The 15,241-nt window shown below is 73.6% G+C and carries 14 protein-coding genes; 7 read left to right on the forward strand and 7 right to left on the reverse strand.

Features of this window, described 5'->3' with window-relative positions; translation table 11 throughout:
* Positions 1–19 precede the first annotated feature (19 nt).
* Entirely contained in the window at positions 20–658 is a 639-nt protein-coding gene (locus tag ACZ6TB_RS45110; RefSeq protein WP_465566823.1) for a TetR/AcrR family transcriptional regulator, read from the reverse strand.
* Between the two features lie 45 nt (positions 659–703).
* Here ACZ6TB_RS45110 and ACZ6TB_RS45115 point away from each other — a divergent pair, with 45 nt between their 5' ends.
* Both ACZ6TB_RS45115 and ACZ6TB_RS45120 read left to right on the forward strand, forming a co-directional pair.
* Positions 704–2,137 carry an MFS transporter gene (locus ACZ6TB_RS45115; RefSeq protein ID WP_465566825.1) on the forward strand — a complete coding sequence of 478 codons (1,434 nt, stop codon included), beginning with the start codon at positions 704–706 and terminating at the stop codon, positions 2,135–2,137.
* Positions 2,121–2,624, forward strand: a complete 504-nt coding sequence (locus ACZ6TB_RS45120; protein WP_465566826.1) for a DinB family protein — start codon at positions 2,121–2,123, stop codon at positions 2,622–2,624. Before ACZ6TB_RS45115 ends, ACZ6TB_RS45120 begins: the two co-directional genes overlap by 17 nt.
* Here ACZ6TB_RS45120 and ACZ6TB_RS45125 read toward each other — a convergent pair.
* Together ACZ6TB_RS45125 and ACZ6TB_RS45130 are read right to left on the reverse strand one after the other, a co-directional pair.
* Positions 2,614–3,387: a maleylpyruvate isomerase family mycothiol-dependent enzyme gene (locus tag ACZ6TB_RS45125; RefSeq protein ID WP_465566828.1), complete on the reverse strand. Its 774-nt coding sequence runs from the start codon at positions 3,385–3,387 to the stop codon at positions 2,614–2,616. The genes ACZ6TB_RS45120 and ACZ6TB_RS45125 overlap by 11 nt on opposite strands.
* Before the next feature lie 57 nt (positions 3,388–3,444).
* Positions 3,445–3,849, reverse strand: a complete 405-nt coding sequence (locus tag ACZ6TB_RS45130; protein WP_465566830.1) for a hypothetical protein — start codon at positions 3,847–3,849, stop codon at positions 3,445–3,447.
* Between the two features lie 89 nt (positions 3,850–3,938).
* Here ACZ6TB_RS45130 and ACZ6TB_RS45135 point away from each other — a divergent pair, with 89 nt between their 5' ends.
* Both ACZ6TB_RS45135 and ACZ6TB_RS45140 read left to right on the forward strand, forming a co-directional pair.
* Complete coding sequence (locus tag ACZ6TB_RS45135) at positions 3,939–6,980, forward strand: BTAD domain-containing putative transcriptional regulator (protein ID WP_465566833.1); 3,042 nt, start codon at positions 3,939–3,941, stop codon at positions 6,978–6,980.
* Positions 6,981–7,060: 80 nt separating this feature from the next.
* Positions 7,061–8,410 (forward strand): FAD-binding oxidoreductase, encoded by a 1,350-nt coding sequence (locus ACZ6TB_RS45140; RefSeq protein WP_465566836.1) that lies wholly within the window; start codon positions 7,061–7,063, stop codon positions 8,408–8,410.
* Here the strand turns inward: ACZ6TB_RS45140 and ACZ6TB_RS45145 are convergent.
* On the reverse strand, positions 8,383–8,982 hold the full coding sequence (locus ACZ6TB_RS45145) for a GNAT family N-acetyltransferase (protein WP_465566839.1): 600 nt from the start codon (positions 8,980–8,982) through the stop codon (positions 8,383–8,385). The genes ACZ6TB_RS45140 and ACZ6TB_RS45145 overlap by 28 nt on opposite strands.
* A gap of 40 nt (positions 8,983–9,022) precedes the next feature.
* Positions 9,023–9,958, reverse strand: a complete 936-nt coding sequence (locus ACZ6TB_RS45150; RefSeq protein WP_465566842.1) for a LacI family DNA-binding transcriptional regulator — start codon at positions 9,956–9,958, stop codon at positions 9,023–9,025.
* 195 nt (positions 9,959–10,153) lie between these two features.
* Here ACZ6TB_RS45150 and ACZ6TB_RS45155 point away from each other — a divergent pair, with 195 nt between their 5' ends.
* From ACZ6TB_RS45155 to ACZ6TB_RS45165, 3 genes are all read left to right on the forward strand, one after another.
* Positions 10,154–12,037 (forward strand): adenylyl cyclase, encoded by a 1,884-nt coding sequence (locus ACZ6TB_RS45155; protein WP_465566844.1) that lies wholly within the window; start codon positions 10,154–10,156, stop codon positions 12,035–12,037.
* 61 nt (positions 12,038–12,098) lie between these two features.
* Positions 12,099–12,614: a MarR family winged helix-turn-helix transcriptional regulator gene (locus ACZ6TB_RS45160; RefSeq protein ID WP_465566847.1), complete on the forward strand. Its 516-nt coding sequence runs from the start codon at positions 12,099–12,101 to the stop codon at positions 12,612–12,614.
* Between the two features lie 72 nt (positions 12,615–12,686).
* Positions 12,687–13,343, forward strand: a complete 657-nt coding sequence (locus ACZ6TB_RS45165; protein WP_465566850.1) for a putative glycolipid-binding domain-containing protein — start codon at positions 12,687–12,689, stop codon at positions 13,341–13,343.
* Here ACZ6TB_RS45165 and ACZ6TB_RS45170 read toward each other — a convergent pair.
* Together ACZ6TB_RS45170 and rho are read right to left on the reverse strand one after the other, a co-directional pair.
* Positions 13,333–14,091 (reverse strand): serine hydrolase, encoded by a 759-nt coding sequence (locus ACZ6TB_RS45170; RefSeq protein WP_465566853.1) that lies wholly within the window; start codon positions 14,089–14,091, stop codon positions 13,333–13,335. The two genes, ACZ6TB_RS45165 and ACZ6TB_RS45170, sit on opposite strands and share 11 nt — an antisense overlap.
* Positions 14,092–14,105: 14 nt before the next feature.
* Positions 14,106–15,239 (reverse strand): transcription termination factor Rho, encoded by a 1,134-nt coding sequence (gene rho, locus ACZ6TB_RS45175; RefSeq protein ID WP_465566855.1) that lies wholly within the window; start codon positions 15,237–15,239, stop codon positions 14,106–14,108.
* Positions 15,240–15,241: the final 2 nt, after the last annotated feature.

Here is a 15,241-nt window from a genome sequence, read left to right on the forward strand (position 1 = left end):
TTCGACCCGGCTCGGCTCCCTACGAGGGGAGGAGCCCGGTCACGAAGGCGCGCAGGCCCTCCGGGTAGATGTCGCGGGCCGCGAGCTCCGGCCAGCGGCCGCCGACGGCCGCGAGGTGGGGCAGAGCCTCGGGGTCGAAGCGTCCGAAGTCGATGTCGCGCAAGGCGTTTCCGGTCGAGTGGGCGCGGACCAGGATCTCGCCGACCGTGTAGTACCAGATGCTGCGGAAGACGTCGACCGCCTCGGCCCGGGTGCGGCCCGCGTCGACGGCGCCGGACAGGATGGCCTCGACGAAGTGCAGGGACGGCTCGTCGAGCAGGCCGACGAAGCCGTCGGCGGTGAGGATCTCGGCCGCCCACGGCCAGCCGGCCAGGGCGTCGTGCATGGCGGCCGCGGCGGCGATGACGCGCTCCCTCGGGCCGGCCGGCAAGGTCGGGCGGGGCAGCTGCTCGGCGTACGCGTTGAGCAGCAGCACCAAGAGATCCTGCTTGTCCCGCACGTGGTGGTAGAGCGTCGTCGCGCCGATGCCGAGCTCGGCGGCGAGGCGGCGGACGGTCAGCTTCTCCCAGCCGTCCCGGTCGATGAGCTTGCGGGCGGCCGTGAGGATCTCGGCGCGGGAGGTCACCGGGGGTCGGCCGGTCTTCTGGGCACGTGGCACGTTCCCTATCTTGCTTCCTCCCGCCGCCCGGATTAGTTTCGGAACATGTTCCGAAAGCCATTGGTGCTGACGGCGGTGGCCGTCGTGCAGTTCATGCTGTCGCTCGATCTCTCCGTGGTGAACGTGGGCCTGCCCCGCATCGCCGCCGGCCTCGGCTTCGGCGCCGCGGGCCTGACCTGGGTCATCCATGCGTACGCGCTCGCCTTCGGCGGCCTGCTCCTGCTCGGCGGGAAGGCCGCCGACCGGTTCGGCCGCCGGCGGATCCTGCTCATCGGCCTGGCCGGCTTCGGCGTGGCGTCGCTGCTCGGCGGCTTCGCCCAGAGCCCGGCCCAGCTGGTGGCCGCCCGGGCCGTCCAGGGCGCCGGCGCCGCGGCGCTGGCGCCGGCCGCACTGGCCCTGCTCACCGCCACGTTCCCGAGCGGCAAGCCGCGCATCCGCGCCTTCGGCGTCTGGTCGGCGATGAACGCGGCCGGCGGCGCGCTCGGCGTCGTGATCGGCGGCGTCCTCACCCAGTACGCCGGATGGCGCTGGGTGATGTTCGTGAGCGTCCCGATGGCGGCCGTCGCGCTCGCCCTCACCGCGCGCGGCGTGCCCGCCGACGCCGCCACTCGAAAGGACCGGCCCGACGTGCTCGGCGCGGTGCTGGCCACCGGCGGGATGGGCCTGCTGGTCTTCGGGGTGGTGCGGACCGACCGGTACGGCTGGGCCTCGGCCACCACGCTGACCACGCTCGCGGCGGCGGCCGTCCTGCTCGCGGCGTTCGTGGTGGCCGAGCGGCGCACGACCGGCGACCCGCTGGTCCGGCCCGGGCTGCTCGCCAACCGGTCGGTGGCCGGCGCGAACGCGTACAACCTGGTGGTCGGCGCCGCGATGGCCGCCGCCTTCTACTTCGCCTCGCTGTACCTGCAGCGGGTCCTCGGGATCGGGCCGGCCCGGACCGGCGTGATGTTCCTGCCGTTCGCCCTCGGCGTCGTGGCCGGCTCGTTCCTGGCCGTCAAGCTCGGCTATCGGGTGGCGCCGCGGATCCTGCTGATCGCCGGCGGCCTGCTCACCGCGGCCGGCTTCGCCTGGTTCGGCCGGATCGGCGCCGACGGGACGTTCCTCGCCGACGTGCTCGGCCCCTCGATCGTCGCCAGCGTCGGCTTCGGCCTGTGCCTGGCGCCGGTCGTCTCGATCGCCACCGCCGGGGTCGCCCCGCACGAGACCGGCACCGCCTCGGGGCTGCTCAACAGCTCCCGCCAGATCGGCGCGTCGCTCGGCCTGGCCGCGCTGGGCACCGCCGCCGCCTCGGCGCCGAGCCTGAACGACGGGTACGCCCTGGGGTTCCGGCTCAGCGCGGCGCTGATGCTGGCCGCCGTGGTCATCGCCGTCCTCGTCCTGCCGTCCGGACGTCGTGATCGCCGGGTCCCGGATGGCGTCGAAGAAGAGCCCCGGGACCTGGTGGGGACCTATCGTTCGGCGGATGGAGAGTTGCGATGAGTGCGGGTTCGTCTATGCCTCGGTTCCGGTCGCGGAGATCGCCGGCCACATCCGGGCGGCCGGCCCCCGTTTCGCGGCGGCGCTCGCCCGAGTGCCCTTGCTCTGCTTACGTATACGCCCGGCGCCCGCGGTGTGGTCACCGCTGGAGTACGCCTGCCACGTGCGCGACGTGCTGCGGGTGCAGGGTTCGCGGGTGGCGCTCGCGCTGGCCGCCGACGAGCCGGCCTTCGCGCCGATGGGCCGCGAGGAGCTTGCCGTCGCCGAGCGCTACAACGAGCAGGACCCGGCGGCGGTGCTGGCCGCGCTGAGTGCGGAGGCGTCGCGCCTGGCCGCGGCGTTCGCCGGGCTGAGCCCCGAGCAGTGGGAGCGCACGGGTGTCTACAACTGGCCGGTCGCCGCGTCGAGGTCGCTGCGGTGGCTCGGCCGGCACACCATCCACGAGGTGGAGCACCACCTGCGAGACGTGGCCGGGCCGATCAGCCGCTGACGTGGGCGGTGTGGTCGAGCCAGTTCCGGGCGAGGCCGGTGTCACCCTCGACGGTGATGCCGATGGTCTCGGCGAGCGGCAGTCGCCGGGTGAGGGTCAGCAGCAGCGACCGGGCCGGGCCGGTCACCGTCACGTCGGCCTTCTCGGTTGCGGGCCGCCAGGTCGCGCCGTCCGGGCGCTGTTCGACGAACCAGGCGCCGGCGGTGTCGGTGGCCCGCCACTGCAGGGTCTGGCCGGTGCCCCGCAGAGCCTGGGCCGACTCGGGCCGCCGCATCGCCCACGTCGGCGAGGTGAGCATCGTGAAGTGGTTGGTGACGAGCGCGGCCGCGATGTCGGCGTCGATGTCCGTCGCCCCGGCGTCGAAGCCGTGGACCACCGCCTCGTTGACGGAGCTCGCCAGCCAGAACTGCGCCCCGGTCCGCTCGTCCCCGGCGGCGTTGAACACCGGAGCGTCGAGCGCGTCGCCGGAGCAGGCGTTCGCGACCCGCCGGGCGGACGCCGACAGCCACGCCGGCCAGTCGCCGGGGTCGGCGGGCAGCGCGGCCACCTCCGTGGGCAGGTGCGCGGGGTCGGTGATGCGCCGCTCGACGATCTCGGCGACCCAGTTCTGCGTCTGGCCGACGTGCTCGACCAGGTCACGGATGGTCCATCCGGGGGCGGTCGGCACGGCGGCATCCGGCCCGGCGGCGGCGGCCGACTCCGCGAGACGCCGGGTGTGTTCGACGATCGCCTGCCGGGACCGGTCCGCGCTCAACTCCGTCATGGGATTGACCTTTCCGTAGTTCGCTGTGCTGTGGTTGACCGGCCGCACAGGTCGAACTCATCGGTGACCGGAGGATCCGGGCGAAGCCGTCAGGCCGGCCGCGGCGCACGCCGCCGAGAGCTCGTCGGCCGCGGCGACCAGGTTGATCTTCGAGGACTGCTCGTCGCCGGTGCCCAGGTTGCCGGAGGCGTCGTCGTACTTCTCGGACAACGTCTCGCCCGCGCCCTTGATCTCCTCGTTGGTGGAGGCCTCGGCGGCGACGGCGATGTCGGTGATGGTGGCGGTGCTCAGCAATTTGTCGATTCTGTCGCCGGTGGCGGCGATCAGCTTGCAGGCCAGCGCGCCCTGGGTGTCGGTGGCCGGGGTGGTCGCGGCCGGTGCGGGCGGGCTCGAGTCCCCACAGCCCGGGACCAATAGGCAGCCCGAGACGAGAAGGAGCGCGATGGGCGCCGAACGGGTCATCTCCGCACGCTAGCCACGCGACCGGGCACCCCGGACTCGCATGATCGGGCGGGAACCGGACGACGATCCGCCGTCGCTACCCTGGCGGCATGCGTTTCCGGCTGCTGGGACCCCTCGAGTGCCGCGACGAGGACGGCCGGCCGGTCGAGGTGGGCGCGGCCAAGCCGCGGGCGCTGCTGACCCTGTTGCTCAGCGAGGCCGGCCGGGTGGTCAGCGTCGACCGGGTGGCCGACGCGCTCTGGGGCGACGATCCGCCGGCGGCCGCGACGGCGACCATTCAGTCGTACGTGTCCCAGCTGCGCAAGGCCTTGGGAGCGGGCCTCATCGTGACCCGTTCGCCGGGCTACCTCGCCGATGTGGACGCCGGCGACCTCGACCTCGTCCGGCTGCCCCGGCTGATCGGCGAGGCGGCCGAGGCCGAGGCCGCGGTCGCCGCCAAGCTGCTCACCGAGGCGGTCGAGCTCTGGCGCGGGGATCCCCTGGCCGACCTGCCCCGCGCCGCCGCCGAGCGGGCCCGGCTGGCCGAGCTGCACCTGCTCGCCCGGCAGCGGCGGGCCGCGGCCTGGGTCCGGCTGGCCCGCACCGGCGAGGCCGTCGCCGAGCTGGAACGCCTCGTCGCCGAGCACCCGCTGCGCGAGGGACTGTGGGCGACCCTGATCGAGGCCCTCTCCGCGGCCGGGCGCCAGGCGGACGCCCTCGACGCGTACCGGAAGGTCCGGCGCCTGCTCGCCGACGAGCTCGGCGTCGATCCCGGTCCGGAGCTGCGGGCGCTCGAGATGTCGATCCTGCGGCCGGCCGCCGAGAAGAGCCCGCTGGTCGGGCGCCGGGCCGAGCTGGAGCGGATCCGGGCGGCGATCGGCGAGGTCACCAAGGGCCAGGGGGCGGTGCTGGTCCTCGAGGGCGAGGCGGGCATCGGCAAGACCCGGCTCGCCGAGGCCGCCGCCGCGCTGGCCGGCGCGCAGGGCTGGCGGGCGTTGTGGAGCCGCTGCGCCGACGACGCCGGCGTCCCGCCCCTCTGGCCGTGGACGCAGGTCCTCGAGCGCCTCGACGGCGGCCGGTTCGGGGACGTCGCCGACGCCGACCCGGAGATGTCGGCGTTCGCGCTCTTCCGCGAGCTGCGGGCCCGGCTCGGCGCCAGCGCCGTCCCGCTGCTGGTCGTCCTCGACGACGTCCAGGCCGCCGACGCCACCTCGCTGGCCCTGCTCACCCTGCTCGCCCGGCATCTCGACGGCCTCCGCGTGCTGGTCGTGGCCACCGTGCGCACGCTCGGCGAGGAACTCGCGCCCGAGGTCGTCGACTGCCTGGCCGCGCTGGCCCGCGAGCCCCGTGGCCAGCGGCTTGCGCTGGCCGGCCTGTCCGCCGACGACCTGGGCGAGCTGGTCGGCGACCCGGGGGTGGCTCGGGTCGTGCACGAGCGGACGGCCGGCAACCCGTTCTTCGCGGGCGAGCTGGCCGAGCTGATCCGGGCCGGCGAGGACGAGGCCGTGCTGCCGCCGTCGGTCCGCGACGTGCTCGACCACCGCCTCGCCCGGCTGCCCGGGCCGACCCGGGCGCTGCTGAGCCTGGCCGCCGTGATCGGCCGCGAGGCGAGCCTGCCGGCGCTGCAGAGCGCCGGCGACCAGGACGCCGAGGCGGTCATCGCCGGCCTCGAACCGGCGGTACGGGCGCGGGTCCTGCTCTTCGACGAGACCGCCTGGAGCTGGCGGTTCAGCCACGCCCTGGTCCAGGAGACGCTGCTGGCCGGGCTGAGCCGCCTCGACGCCGCCCGCCTGCACGCCCGGGTCGCCGCCACCAGCGACGACGTCGACCGGCTCGCCCACCACTACTTCCACGCCGTCCCGGTGACCGGCGCCGAGCCCGCCATCCGGTACGCCGACCGGGCCGCGGCCGCCGCCCGCGAGCAGCACGCGCACAGCGAGGCCGCGGCGCACACCCGCCGGGCGCTGGCCCTGCTGAAGGGCGCGCCCGAGGAACGCCACCGGATGCTGGTGGCGCTCGGTGACGACCTGCTGCGGGCCGGCCGCCTCGACGAGACCCGCGAGGTGGTGGCCGAGGCGATCGCGGTGGCCCGCAAGCTCGGCGACCCGAACCGGCTGGCGGCGGCGGCCAGCGTCTGGGGCGGGGTCACCCTGTGGAACTGGCGCAGCTACGGCGAGGTCGACGAGGAGATGGTCGCGCTGCTGGAGGAGCTGGCCGACTGCCCCGACCCCGTCCTGCGGGCCACGCTGCTCGGCACGCTGGGCGCCGAGCTGGCCTACAGCGACCGGGACGCCGACCGCATCGCCTACGCCGAACAAGCGGTGGAGATCGCCCGGCAGCGGAACGACCCGGCCCTGCTCGGGCGGACGCTCAACAACTACCAGGCCGCGACCTGGGGCAGCCCCGACCGGGCCGAGCGCTGGATGAGCTCCCTCAAGGAGGCGCTCAGCACGCCGGGCCTCCCCACGCGACATGCCTTCTTCGCGCGAATGCACCGCGGCCCCTTGAGGCTGCACCTCGGCGACGCCGACGGGTTCCTCGAGGACCTCGCCGCGGCCAAGCGGCTCGGCGCCCGCCTGACCGGGCCCGACGTGCAACCCCACCTGCTCTACCAGCAGTCCGCGGTCTGCATGCTGACCGACCGCTGGGACGAGGCCGAGGAGCTGGGCGAGCAGGCCGGCGCCCGCTACCGGCAGACCAACATGTGGGGCGCGCAGATGTGCCACGCCCTTCAGGCGTTCACGTTCCGCCGCCGCGAGGGCCGGGTCGGCGACGTGGCCGGCCTGATCGGCGGCTACGCGGACCAGCTGGACGTGCCGATGCTGCACGGGCTGGCGGCGGTCGCGGCGGCCGAGTCCGGCGACCGGGCCGGGGCGCGGCGGCGGCTGCGGCGCCTGCCGGCCGAGCCGATCCGGGACTGGACCGGCGACACGTACGTGGCGGTGCTGGCCTGGGCCGAGCTGGCTCTCGACGGCGACGTCACGAAGGCGTACGGGAAACTCCTGCCCTTCGAAGGACGGCAGATGGTGGTCGGCACCGCCACCGCCTGCTGGGGTCCCTACGACCGCCTGCTCGCCGATCTGGCCGGGGCGATGGGCGAGCCGGGCCGCGCCGAACGTCATCGAGCGGCGGCACGAGAACCGTTCCAGTGATCCGCAAGGCGGGCTCAAGCGCGGCTCAAGCGGTTCCGGGCACTGTCGGCACAGACGAACCGACAGTGGAGGAAAACATCATGGAGCTCGACTCGCTGCGCCGCCGCCTGAACGGCACGATCGCCACGCCCGGCGAGGACGCGTACGCCCGCCTCGCCGCCGCCTTCAACGTGGCGGTCACCGCCACCCCGGCCCTGATCGTCGAGTGCCGCGACGCCCAGGACGTGGCCGAGGCCGTCCGCTTCGCCGGTGCGCACGGGCTGCCGGTCGCGGTCCAGGCCACCGGGCACGGCCTGGCCGGCGCCCTCGACGGCGCGCTGCTGGTCCACACCGGACGCCTCGACGAGTGCGTGGTGCACCCGGCCGAGCGCTGGGCCCGGGTCGGTGCCGGCGTCCGCTGGCAGCAGGTGCTCGACGCCGCCGCCCCGCACGGACTGGCCCCCCTCGCCGGGTCGGCGCCCGGCGTCGGCGTGGTCGGCTACACCACCGGCGGCGGCCTCGGACCGGTCGCCCGCACCTACGGCTGGGCCTCCGACCGGGTCCGCGCGGCCGAGCTGGTCACCGGCGACGGCGTGCTGCGCCGGGTGACCGCGACCGACGAGCCCGACCTGTTCTGGGCCGTGCGCGGCGGCAAGGGCGCGGTGGGCATCGTGACCGCGCTGGAGTTCGACCTGATCCCGCAGCCGGCCCTCTATGCCGGTTCGCTGTTCTACACCGGCGACGAGGCGGCGGCGGTGCTGCACGGCTGGCGCGAGTGGAGCGCGAAGCTCCCGGCCGAGGGCACCACCTCGATCGCGTTCCTCCAGCTGCCGCCCCTGCCCGGCGTGCCCGGGCCGCTGGCCGGGAAGTTCTCGGTCACGGTCCGGTTCGCCTGGACCGGGGACGAGGACGAGGGCGAGCGGGCGCTCGCCCCGATGCGGGAACTGAAGCCGGTCATCGACGGCGTGCAGACGATCCCGTACGCGTCCCTGGGTGTGATTCACTACGACCCGTCCGACCCGATGCCGGTGCACGAGGGCGGCGAGCTGCTGCACGACCTGCCGGCCGGGGCGGCGGACGCGCTGCTCGCCGTGGCCGGCCCGGGGTCGGGCAGCGAGCAGATCATCGTCGAGGTGCGGCAACTGGGCGGCGCCCTGGCCGAGCAGCCCGGCGTCGCCGGCGCCCTCTGTCACCGCGATGCCGCGTACACGCTGGTCACCATCGGCATCGCCGCGCCCGCGGTCGTCGCGCACGCCGCGCGGGTGAAGGCCGCCATGTCCCGGTGGACGACCGGCGGCCTCCTGCCCAACCTGGCCGCCGGCGTCGGCGCCGAGCGGATCGCCCGCTCCTACGACCCGGCGACGCTGGAGCGGCTGATCGCGGTGGCCGAGCGCTACGACCCGGCGAACGTGCTGCGCGCCGGTCAGGTGCCGGTCCGCAGCCCGAGGTAGGTCAGCGGTCCGGGGTCGGGCACCGGCAGCACCGCGAAGCCGAGCCGGTCGTAGAAGGCCCGGGCGCGCACGTTGGCGGTCACCATGGCCACGTGCACGCCCGGGGCCTCGACCGTCGCGGCGAACCGCTCGATGAGCCGCCGGCCCAGCCCCCGGCCCTGGTACGGCGGGAGCAGGTCGATGTGCAGGTGGGCGGGGAAGCCGTCGAGGCCCGGCACGACCATCCGCTCCGAGTGGAAGTGCAGGGCGACCATGTCCTGCTCGGGGGTGCGCGGCGGGGGCGGCGGCTCGGTGTACTTGTCGCCGAGCAGCGGGACCCACTCGGCGGCGTACCGCTTGGCGAACGTGGCGGTGTCGGCGGTGCCGACCACGTAGCCGACCGTCCGGCCGCCGTCGTCGACCACGAACGCGAGGCCCGGTTCGAGGTACGCGTACGGGCCGGCGAACAGGTCGCCCCACAGCTCGTCGGTCGAGAACTGGCCGCGCGCGTCGCCGCCGGCGTCGGCGGTGCGCACGCAGATGTCGTAGAGGGCCAGGCGGTCGCTCGGCCGGTAGATGCGGATCTCGGGCACCCGCCGAGGCTATGCGGTGGAAGCGTTTCCACCGCAAGACTCACGCGGTACGCCGCAGCACCGGCCGGCTCGGGAACAGCCCGGCGGCGCTCTCGCCGGCGAGCACGGCCCCGGTCGCGGCGGCGGCGATCCGCTCGACCGGGTGGGTGGCGGTGGTCAGGGCCGGCAGCAGCGGGAGGTTGTCGAAACCGGTCACCGCGATGTCGCCGGGCACCCGCACGCCGCGGTCGGTCAGCGCGGTGAGCACGCCGAGCGCGGTGGCGTCGCTGACCGCGACGATGGCGTCGGTGTCCGGCCATCGGCGCAGGATCCGCTCGGCCGCCCGGCGACCCCGGGCCGCGGTGAAGTCGCCGGTCACGGTGCGGGTGGCGAGACCGGCTTCGAGCATGATCTGCCCGTACGCCCGGAGCGGCGCCCGTGCGGCGGCAAGCCAGCGCGGGCCCGCCACCATCGCGATCCGCCGCCGCCCGCTCGCCAGCAGGTGCCGCAGCAGGCCGCCGACGCCGGCCGCGCTGTCGACGTCGGCCCCGCCGACCCCGATCGCCGCGGTCCGCCCGCGCAGCCGGCCCGGCAGCGCGTCGAGGATCGCCCGGTCGTGCCCGACCAGCAGCAGAGCCGCCACGCTGCGGTCGCGGGCCAGGTCGTCCAGTGCCGCCGCGCAGTCCAGCGGCAGCCATCGCACCGCCACCCCGAGCCCGGCGTCGTCGGCCGTCCGCGCCGCCGCGGCCGCCGCCCGGCTGACGTACTGGTCGGCCAGGATCGCGGGGTTGCGGTCGCGGACGGCGAGCACGATCCGGGTGCCGTCGCCGCGGGCCAGCATCCGCGCCACCGGGTGGGCCGCGTAGCCGAGCTCGGCCGCCGCGTCCCGCACCCGCGCCCGGCTCGCGGCGGACGCCGGCCCGCTGCCCGACAAAACGCGCGAAGCGGTCGCGGGGGAGACCCCGGCGCGGCGGGCGACGTCGATGAGGGCGGCCATCGGCCCAGTACACACGAGCAGCACGCCCGCCGGTACCGGTTCCGGCGGTCATTCGGGCAGACCCTGTTGCGGAACCGGGCCGAGATGTCCGAAGCCTGTGCTATTGCCGATCTTCATTGCCTTGACACGGGCGTCCGTCTGTAGCCATCTGTGTCCAGTCTGTTGCACGCACATGACGGGAAGGACCCCTCCAGCATGACGACACGCGCCGGGCGGCATGTACGCCGGCAGTTCGGGCGGATCTTCGCCATAGGGCTCGCGGTGATCACCGTGACCTCGCTGACCGGCACCGCCGCGCAGGCCTCACCGGCCGGAAAGCCGGCCCCCACGCCGAACTTCGGCAGCAATGTGACCATCTTCGACCCGAGCATGCCGGTGGAGGAGATCCAGGCCAAGCTCGACGCCGCTGCCACCAAGCAGACCGACGCCGAGATGAGCACGGACCGCTACGCGTTCCTCTTCAAGCCGGGCACGTACGGCACGGACGCCAAGCCGCTGCAGTTCAAGATCGGGTACTACACCGAGGTCGCCGGTCTGGGCGCGAGCCCGGACGACGTGGTGATCAACGGGAAGATCGAGGTCTACAACCGCTGCCTGGAGAACAACGGCACGAGCAACTGTCTCGCGCTGGTCAACTTCTGGCGCACGCTCTCCAACCTGTCGTTGCACATCAACGGCACGGGCCAGGAGGGCTGCCGGGCCGGCAACACGAACTTCTGGGCGGTGTCCCAGGCGGTCTCGTTGCGCCGGCTCGACGTCACCGGCGGCACGTTCTCGCTGATGGACTACTGCACCGCGGGACCGCAGTACGCCAGCGGCGGGTTCATCGCCGACTCCAAGTTCCCCACGGTGCTCAACGGCTCGCAGCAGCAGTGGATCACCCGTAACAGCAAGCTGGACAGCTGGACCAACGGCGTGTGGAACCAGGTCTTCAGCGGCGTCGAGGGCGCGCCCACCGAGGCGAAGTGGCCGACGGAGCCGTACACGACCCTGGCCGCCACCCCGGTCAGCCGGGAGAAGCCGTACCTCTTCGTCGACGACAAGGGCAAGTGGAACGTCCGCGTCCCGTCGGCGCAGAAGAACTCCAGCGGCGTCTCCTGGGCGAACGGGATCACTCCCGGCCGCACCGTGCCGCTGAGCGACTTCTACATCGCCAAGCCGTCCGACCCGGAGTGGCTGATCAACGCGCAGCTGCTCCTGGGCAAGAACCTGCTTTTGAGTCCCGGTATCTACAACGTGGACAAGAGCCTGCAGGTCTTCTGGCCCAACCAGGTGGTGCTCGGCATCGGGCACGCCACGCTCACCGCGGTCAACGGCGCCACGCCGCTGAAGGTGGCCGACGTCCCCGGCGCGATCGTCGCGGGCGTCACCATCGACGCCGGCACCAAGGAGTCGAAGACCCTGCTGCAGGTCGGTAACCCGCACGGGCTGAACTTCAGCTCCGCGAGCAACCCGACCACGCTGTCCGACGTGTACTTCCGCGTCGGCGGCCCGCACGTCGGCAAGGTCGACACCGCGCTCGAGGTCAACAGCGACAACGTCCTCATCGACCACACCTGGGTGTGGCGGGCCGACCACGGCATCGAGGGCTTCACCGGTGGCGACACCGAGCGGTGGAACACCAACACCGGTCGCCAGGGCGTCGTGATCAACGGCGCCGGCGTGACCGCGACGGGCCTGTTCGTCGAGCACTTCCAGAAGTACAACCTCACCTGGAACGGCGACCGGGGCACGACCGTGCTCTACCAGAACGAGCTTCCGTACGACCCGCCGACGCAGGCGGACTGGATGAACGGGAAGGTCGAGGGCTACGCGGGTTACAAGGTCGGCGACAAGGTCAAGACCCACAACCTGTACGGCGCGGGCGTGTACGTGTTCAACCAGAACAACCCGTCGATCCACACCGAGAACGGCTTCGAGGTTCCGAACCGTCCCGGCGTGAAACTGCACCACATCATGACCGTCAACCTGTCGGCCGGCACCATCGACCACGTCGTCAACGGCGTGGGCGACCCGGCCACCTCGGAGCCCGGTCACATCGGGACGCCGGTCTACGTGACCGACTACCCGACGCCGTAAATATCGGACAGGAGGGCCGGGACCGTGACACGGTTCCGGCCCTTCCTGCAATGATGGCTCTGTGCAACCGTTGCCGTCGGCCGATCACGCGCCCGCCGTCAATGCCCTGATGCTGGCGAGCCGGGCCTTCGTGGGCCTCACCGTGCGCGCGCTCGCCGCGGTCGAGGCCGATGTGACCCTGCCCCAGTTCCGCGCGCTGGTCGTGCTGGCCGTCAAGGGCTCGTTGCGCGGCGCCGACATCGCCGAGGAATTGCAGGTCAACCCCTCCACCGGCACCCGGATGACCGACCGGCTGGCGGCCAAGGGCCTGGTGCGCCGGGTGCGGTCCACCGACGACCGGCGGGTGGTGACGCTGCGGCTGACCCGGGCCGGCCAGGAGATCGTCGAGCGCGTGATCGACGCGCGGCGCGCCGAGCTCGAGCGGATCGTGGCCGAGACGGCCGGCGTGTGGCAGCCTGCGGTGACCGAGGCCCTCACCGCGTTCGCGGCCGCCGCCGGCGAGATGCCCGAGCAGGAGTGGTGGCTCGGCTGGCACCGGCACTCCCAAGATCAGGACAATCCGGGAAACGCGGCCTGATCCCCGATTCCCAGCCGGAGTTTGACGCGCGGCAACCTGGCGGCAAAGGTTGCATGGTGCAATCGTAAGGGCATGCAACCCAACTCCGAGGCGGCCGAGCAGATGACCCTGGGAATGGCCGCCACCCAGCGCCGGGTGGCGGAAACGCGCACACACGGACCGCTCGTCTGGCAGCGGACCGGCACGGTCGGCACCGAGCTCGTCCTGCGGGACGGCGTGGCGCCCGGCGTCGTGACCGGGACGGCCGTCGTCGGCGGCCACCGGCCCTGGACCTCCCGCTGGCACGCCGATCTCGACGGCTCCTGGCGGGTCCGCGCGCTCACCATCACCACCGAGGGCAGCGGCTGGCGGCGCAACCTGGCGCTGTCGCGCACCGACGACGGCTGGACCTGCGGCGCCGAGGAGTCGGGCACCGTCGACGGGCCGCCCGCCGGGCTCGGCGACCCGGCCACGCTCGACGGCGGCGCGGTGGTCCTGCTGGCCGACTCGCCGCTGTTCCTGACCTGGGCGATGCGCACGCTGCAGCTCGACGCCGGCTCGGCCGCGCAGGCGGCGCCGGTGATCCGGATCCGCATGCCGTGGCTGACCGTGGTGGCCGGCGAGTCCACCTTCCACCGGGTGAGCGCCGGCAAGCTGCGCGTCACCGGGGACGGTCCGGCCACCAGCTTCGACCTGGATGCCGAGGGCATCGTCACCTATCAGCCGGGGCGGCTGCGGATCACCCACTGATCGCGGCGCCGATCGCGCGCATCGCGGTCATGACCCCGGCGGTCGCGTCCCCGGCCGCCGGGTCCCAGTTGGCCAGGACGGCGTAGGCGAGGCCGTCGCGGTAGCCGACGTCGCAGCGGACGCTGTCGTCGGTGCCGGTCTTGTTGCGCACGCCGGTGACGTGGGCGAGCGGGTCGTCGTGGAAGGCGGCGGCGACCATCGACAGGTCGGTGCCGGTCGCGAGCCAGCGGTCGACGAGGTCGTCGGCGGCCTTCGAGATCAACTCACGGTCGCGCAGGCGGATCATGAGGGCGAGCAGCTCGGCGGCGGTGCCGGTGGAGAGTGTCGGCGGATCTCCGGGACCACGATCATTCCGTACGCGATCATGCAGTGCCGTTCGGGTGAGACCCAGCGACGCGGTCAGGGCCGCCACCGCGGGCAGCCTGATGCGGTCGAGCAGCACGTTGGTGGCCCAGTTGTCGCTCGCGGCGGCGATCAGCACCGCGACGTCGGCGATCGGCAGCTCGGTGGTCGAAAGATGCTGCCAGAGGCCGGAATCGGCGACGGCGACCCGCTCGTCGCGGGGGAGGGGCTCGGCCGGATCGAGCTCGCCGGTGGTGATGCGGCGGGCGGTCTCGGCCAGGAGCAGGAGCTTGCCGACGCTGGCCGTGCGCAGCTGCCTGTCCGGCTCGTAGGTTTGCCCGTTCGACAGGGCGATCGACCAGCTGACCCGGGGAGTGGCGGCGACTATCTCGTCGATGCTCGGCATCCCGCCATCATCGGCTACGCGGTCAGCGTGCCGGCGACGCGACGCAGGAACTCGGCGTTGCCGGTGGTGGTGCGCAGCTGGTCGAGGAGCTGGCGCATGGCGTCGCGGCGGTCCTGGCCGCCGAGCGCGCGGCGCAGCCGGGCGAGCACGGCCAGCTCGAGGCGGCCGACGATGGCCTCGTCGTGCCGGGTGCCGGTGGCGGAGATGTCGATCGCCGGGAAGGTGCGGGCCTCGGCCAGGGCGCGGTCGAGCTTGAGGTCGGCGTTGCCGGTGCTCTTGAACTCCTCGTAGATCAGCGTGTCCATGGCCGAGCCGTTCTCGACGAGCGCGGTCGCGATGATGGTCAGCGAGCCGCCGCCCTCGATGTTGCGGGCCGCGCCGAGGAACCGCTTGGGCGGGTACAGGGCGCTCGCGTCGAGACCGCCGGAGAGCGTACGGCCGCGTCCCGATGTCTGCAGGTTGTAGGCGCGGCCGAGCCGGGTGATCGAGTCGAGCAGCACGACCACGTCCTCGCCGTGCTCGACCAGGCGCTTGGCCCGCTCGATGGCCAGCTCGGCGACGGCGGTGTGCTCGTGCGGGGGCCGGTCGAAGGTTGCGGCGACGACCTCGGCCTTCACCTGCCGCTGCATGTCGGTGACCTCCTCCGGCCGCTCGTCGACCAGCACGATCATGAGGTGACACTCGGGGTGGTTGCGGGCGATCCCGTTGGCCATCTGCTGCAGGATGGTCGTCTTGCCGGCCATCGGCGGCGCCACGACCAGGGCGCGCTGGCCCTTGCCGATCGGCATGAGCAGGTCGATGACCCGGGTGGTGAGCAGCTTCGGGTCGGTCTCGAGGCGGAGGCGCTCGTCCGGGTGCAGGGCGGTCAGCTCGTAGAAGTCGGGGCGCCGGCCAGGCGGGCGCCCGTTGATCGCGTCGATCTGGAGGGTGGCCGGCTTGCCGGGGGCGGTCACCCGGGCGACGCCGGTGACGCGGTCGCCCCGGCGCAGGTGGAGGCGGCGGATCTGGTCGCGGTGGACGGCGATGTCGCCGGGGCCCGGCCGGTAGCCGTCGGCCCGCAGCCAGGCGCGGTCGTCGACGATGTCGAGGAGCGCGTCAACGGCGACGAGCGTGTCTTTTGAGGTGTTTTGGGTAGCTTGAACGGGCATGG

The sequence above is a fragment of the Actinoplanes sp. NPDC051537 genome (assembly GCF_055586105.1).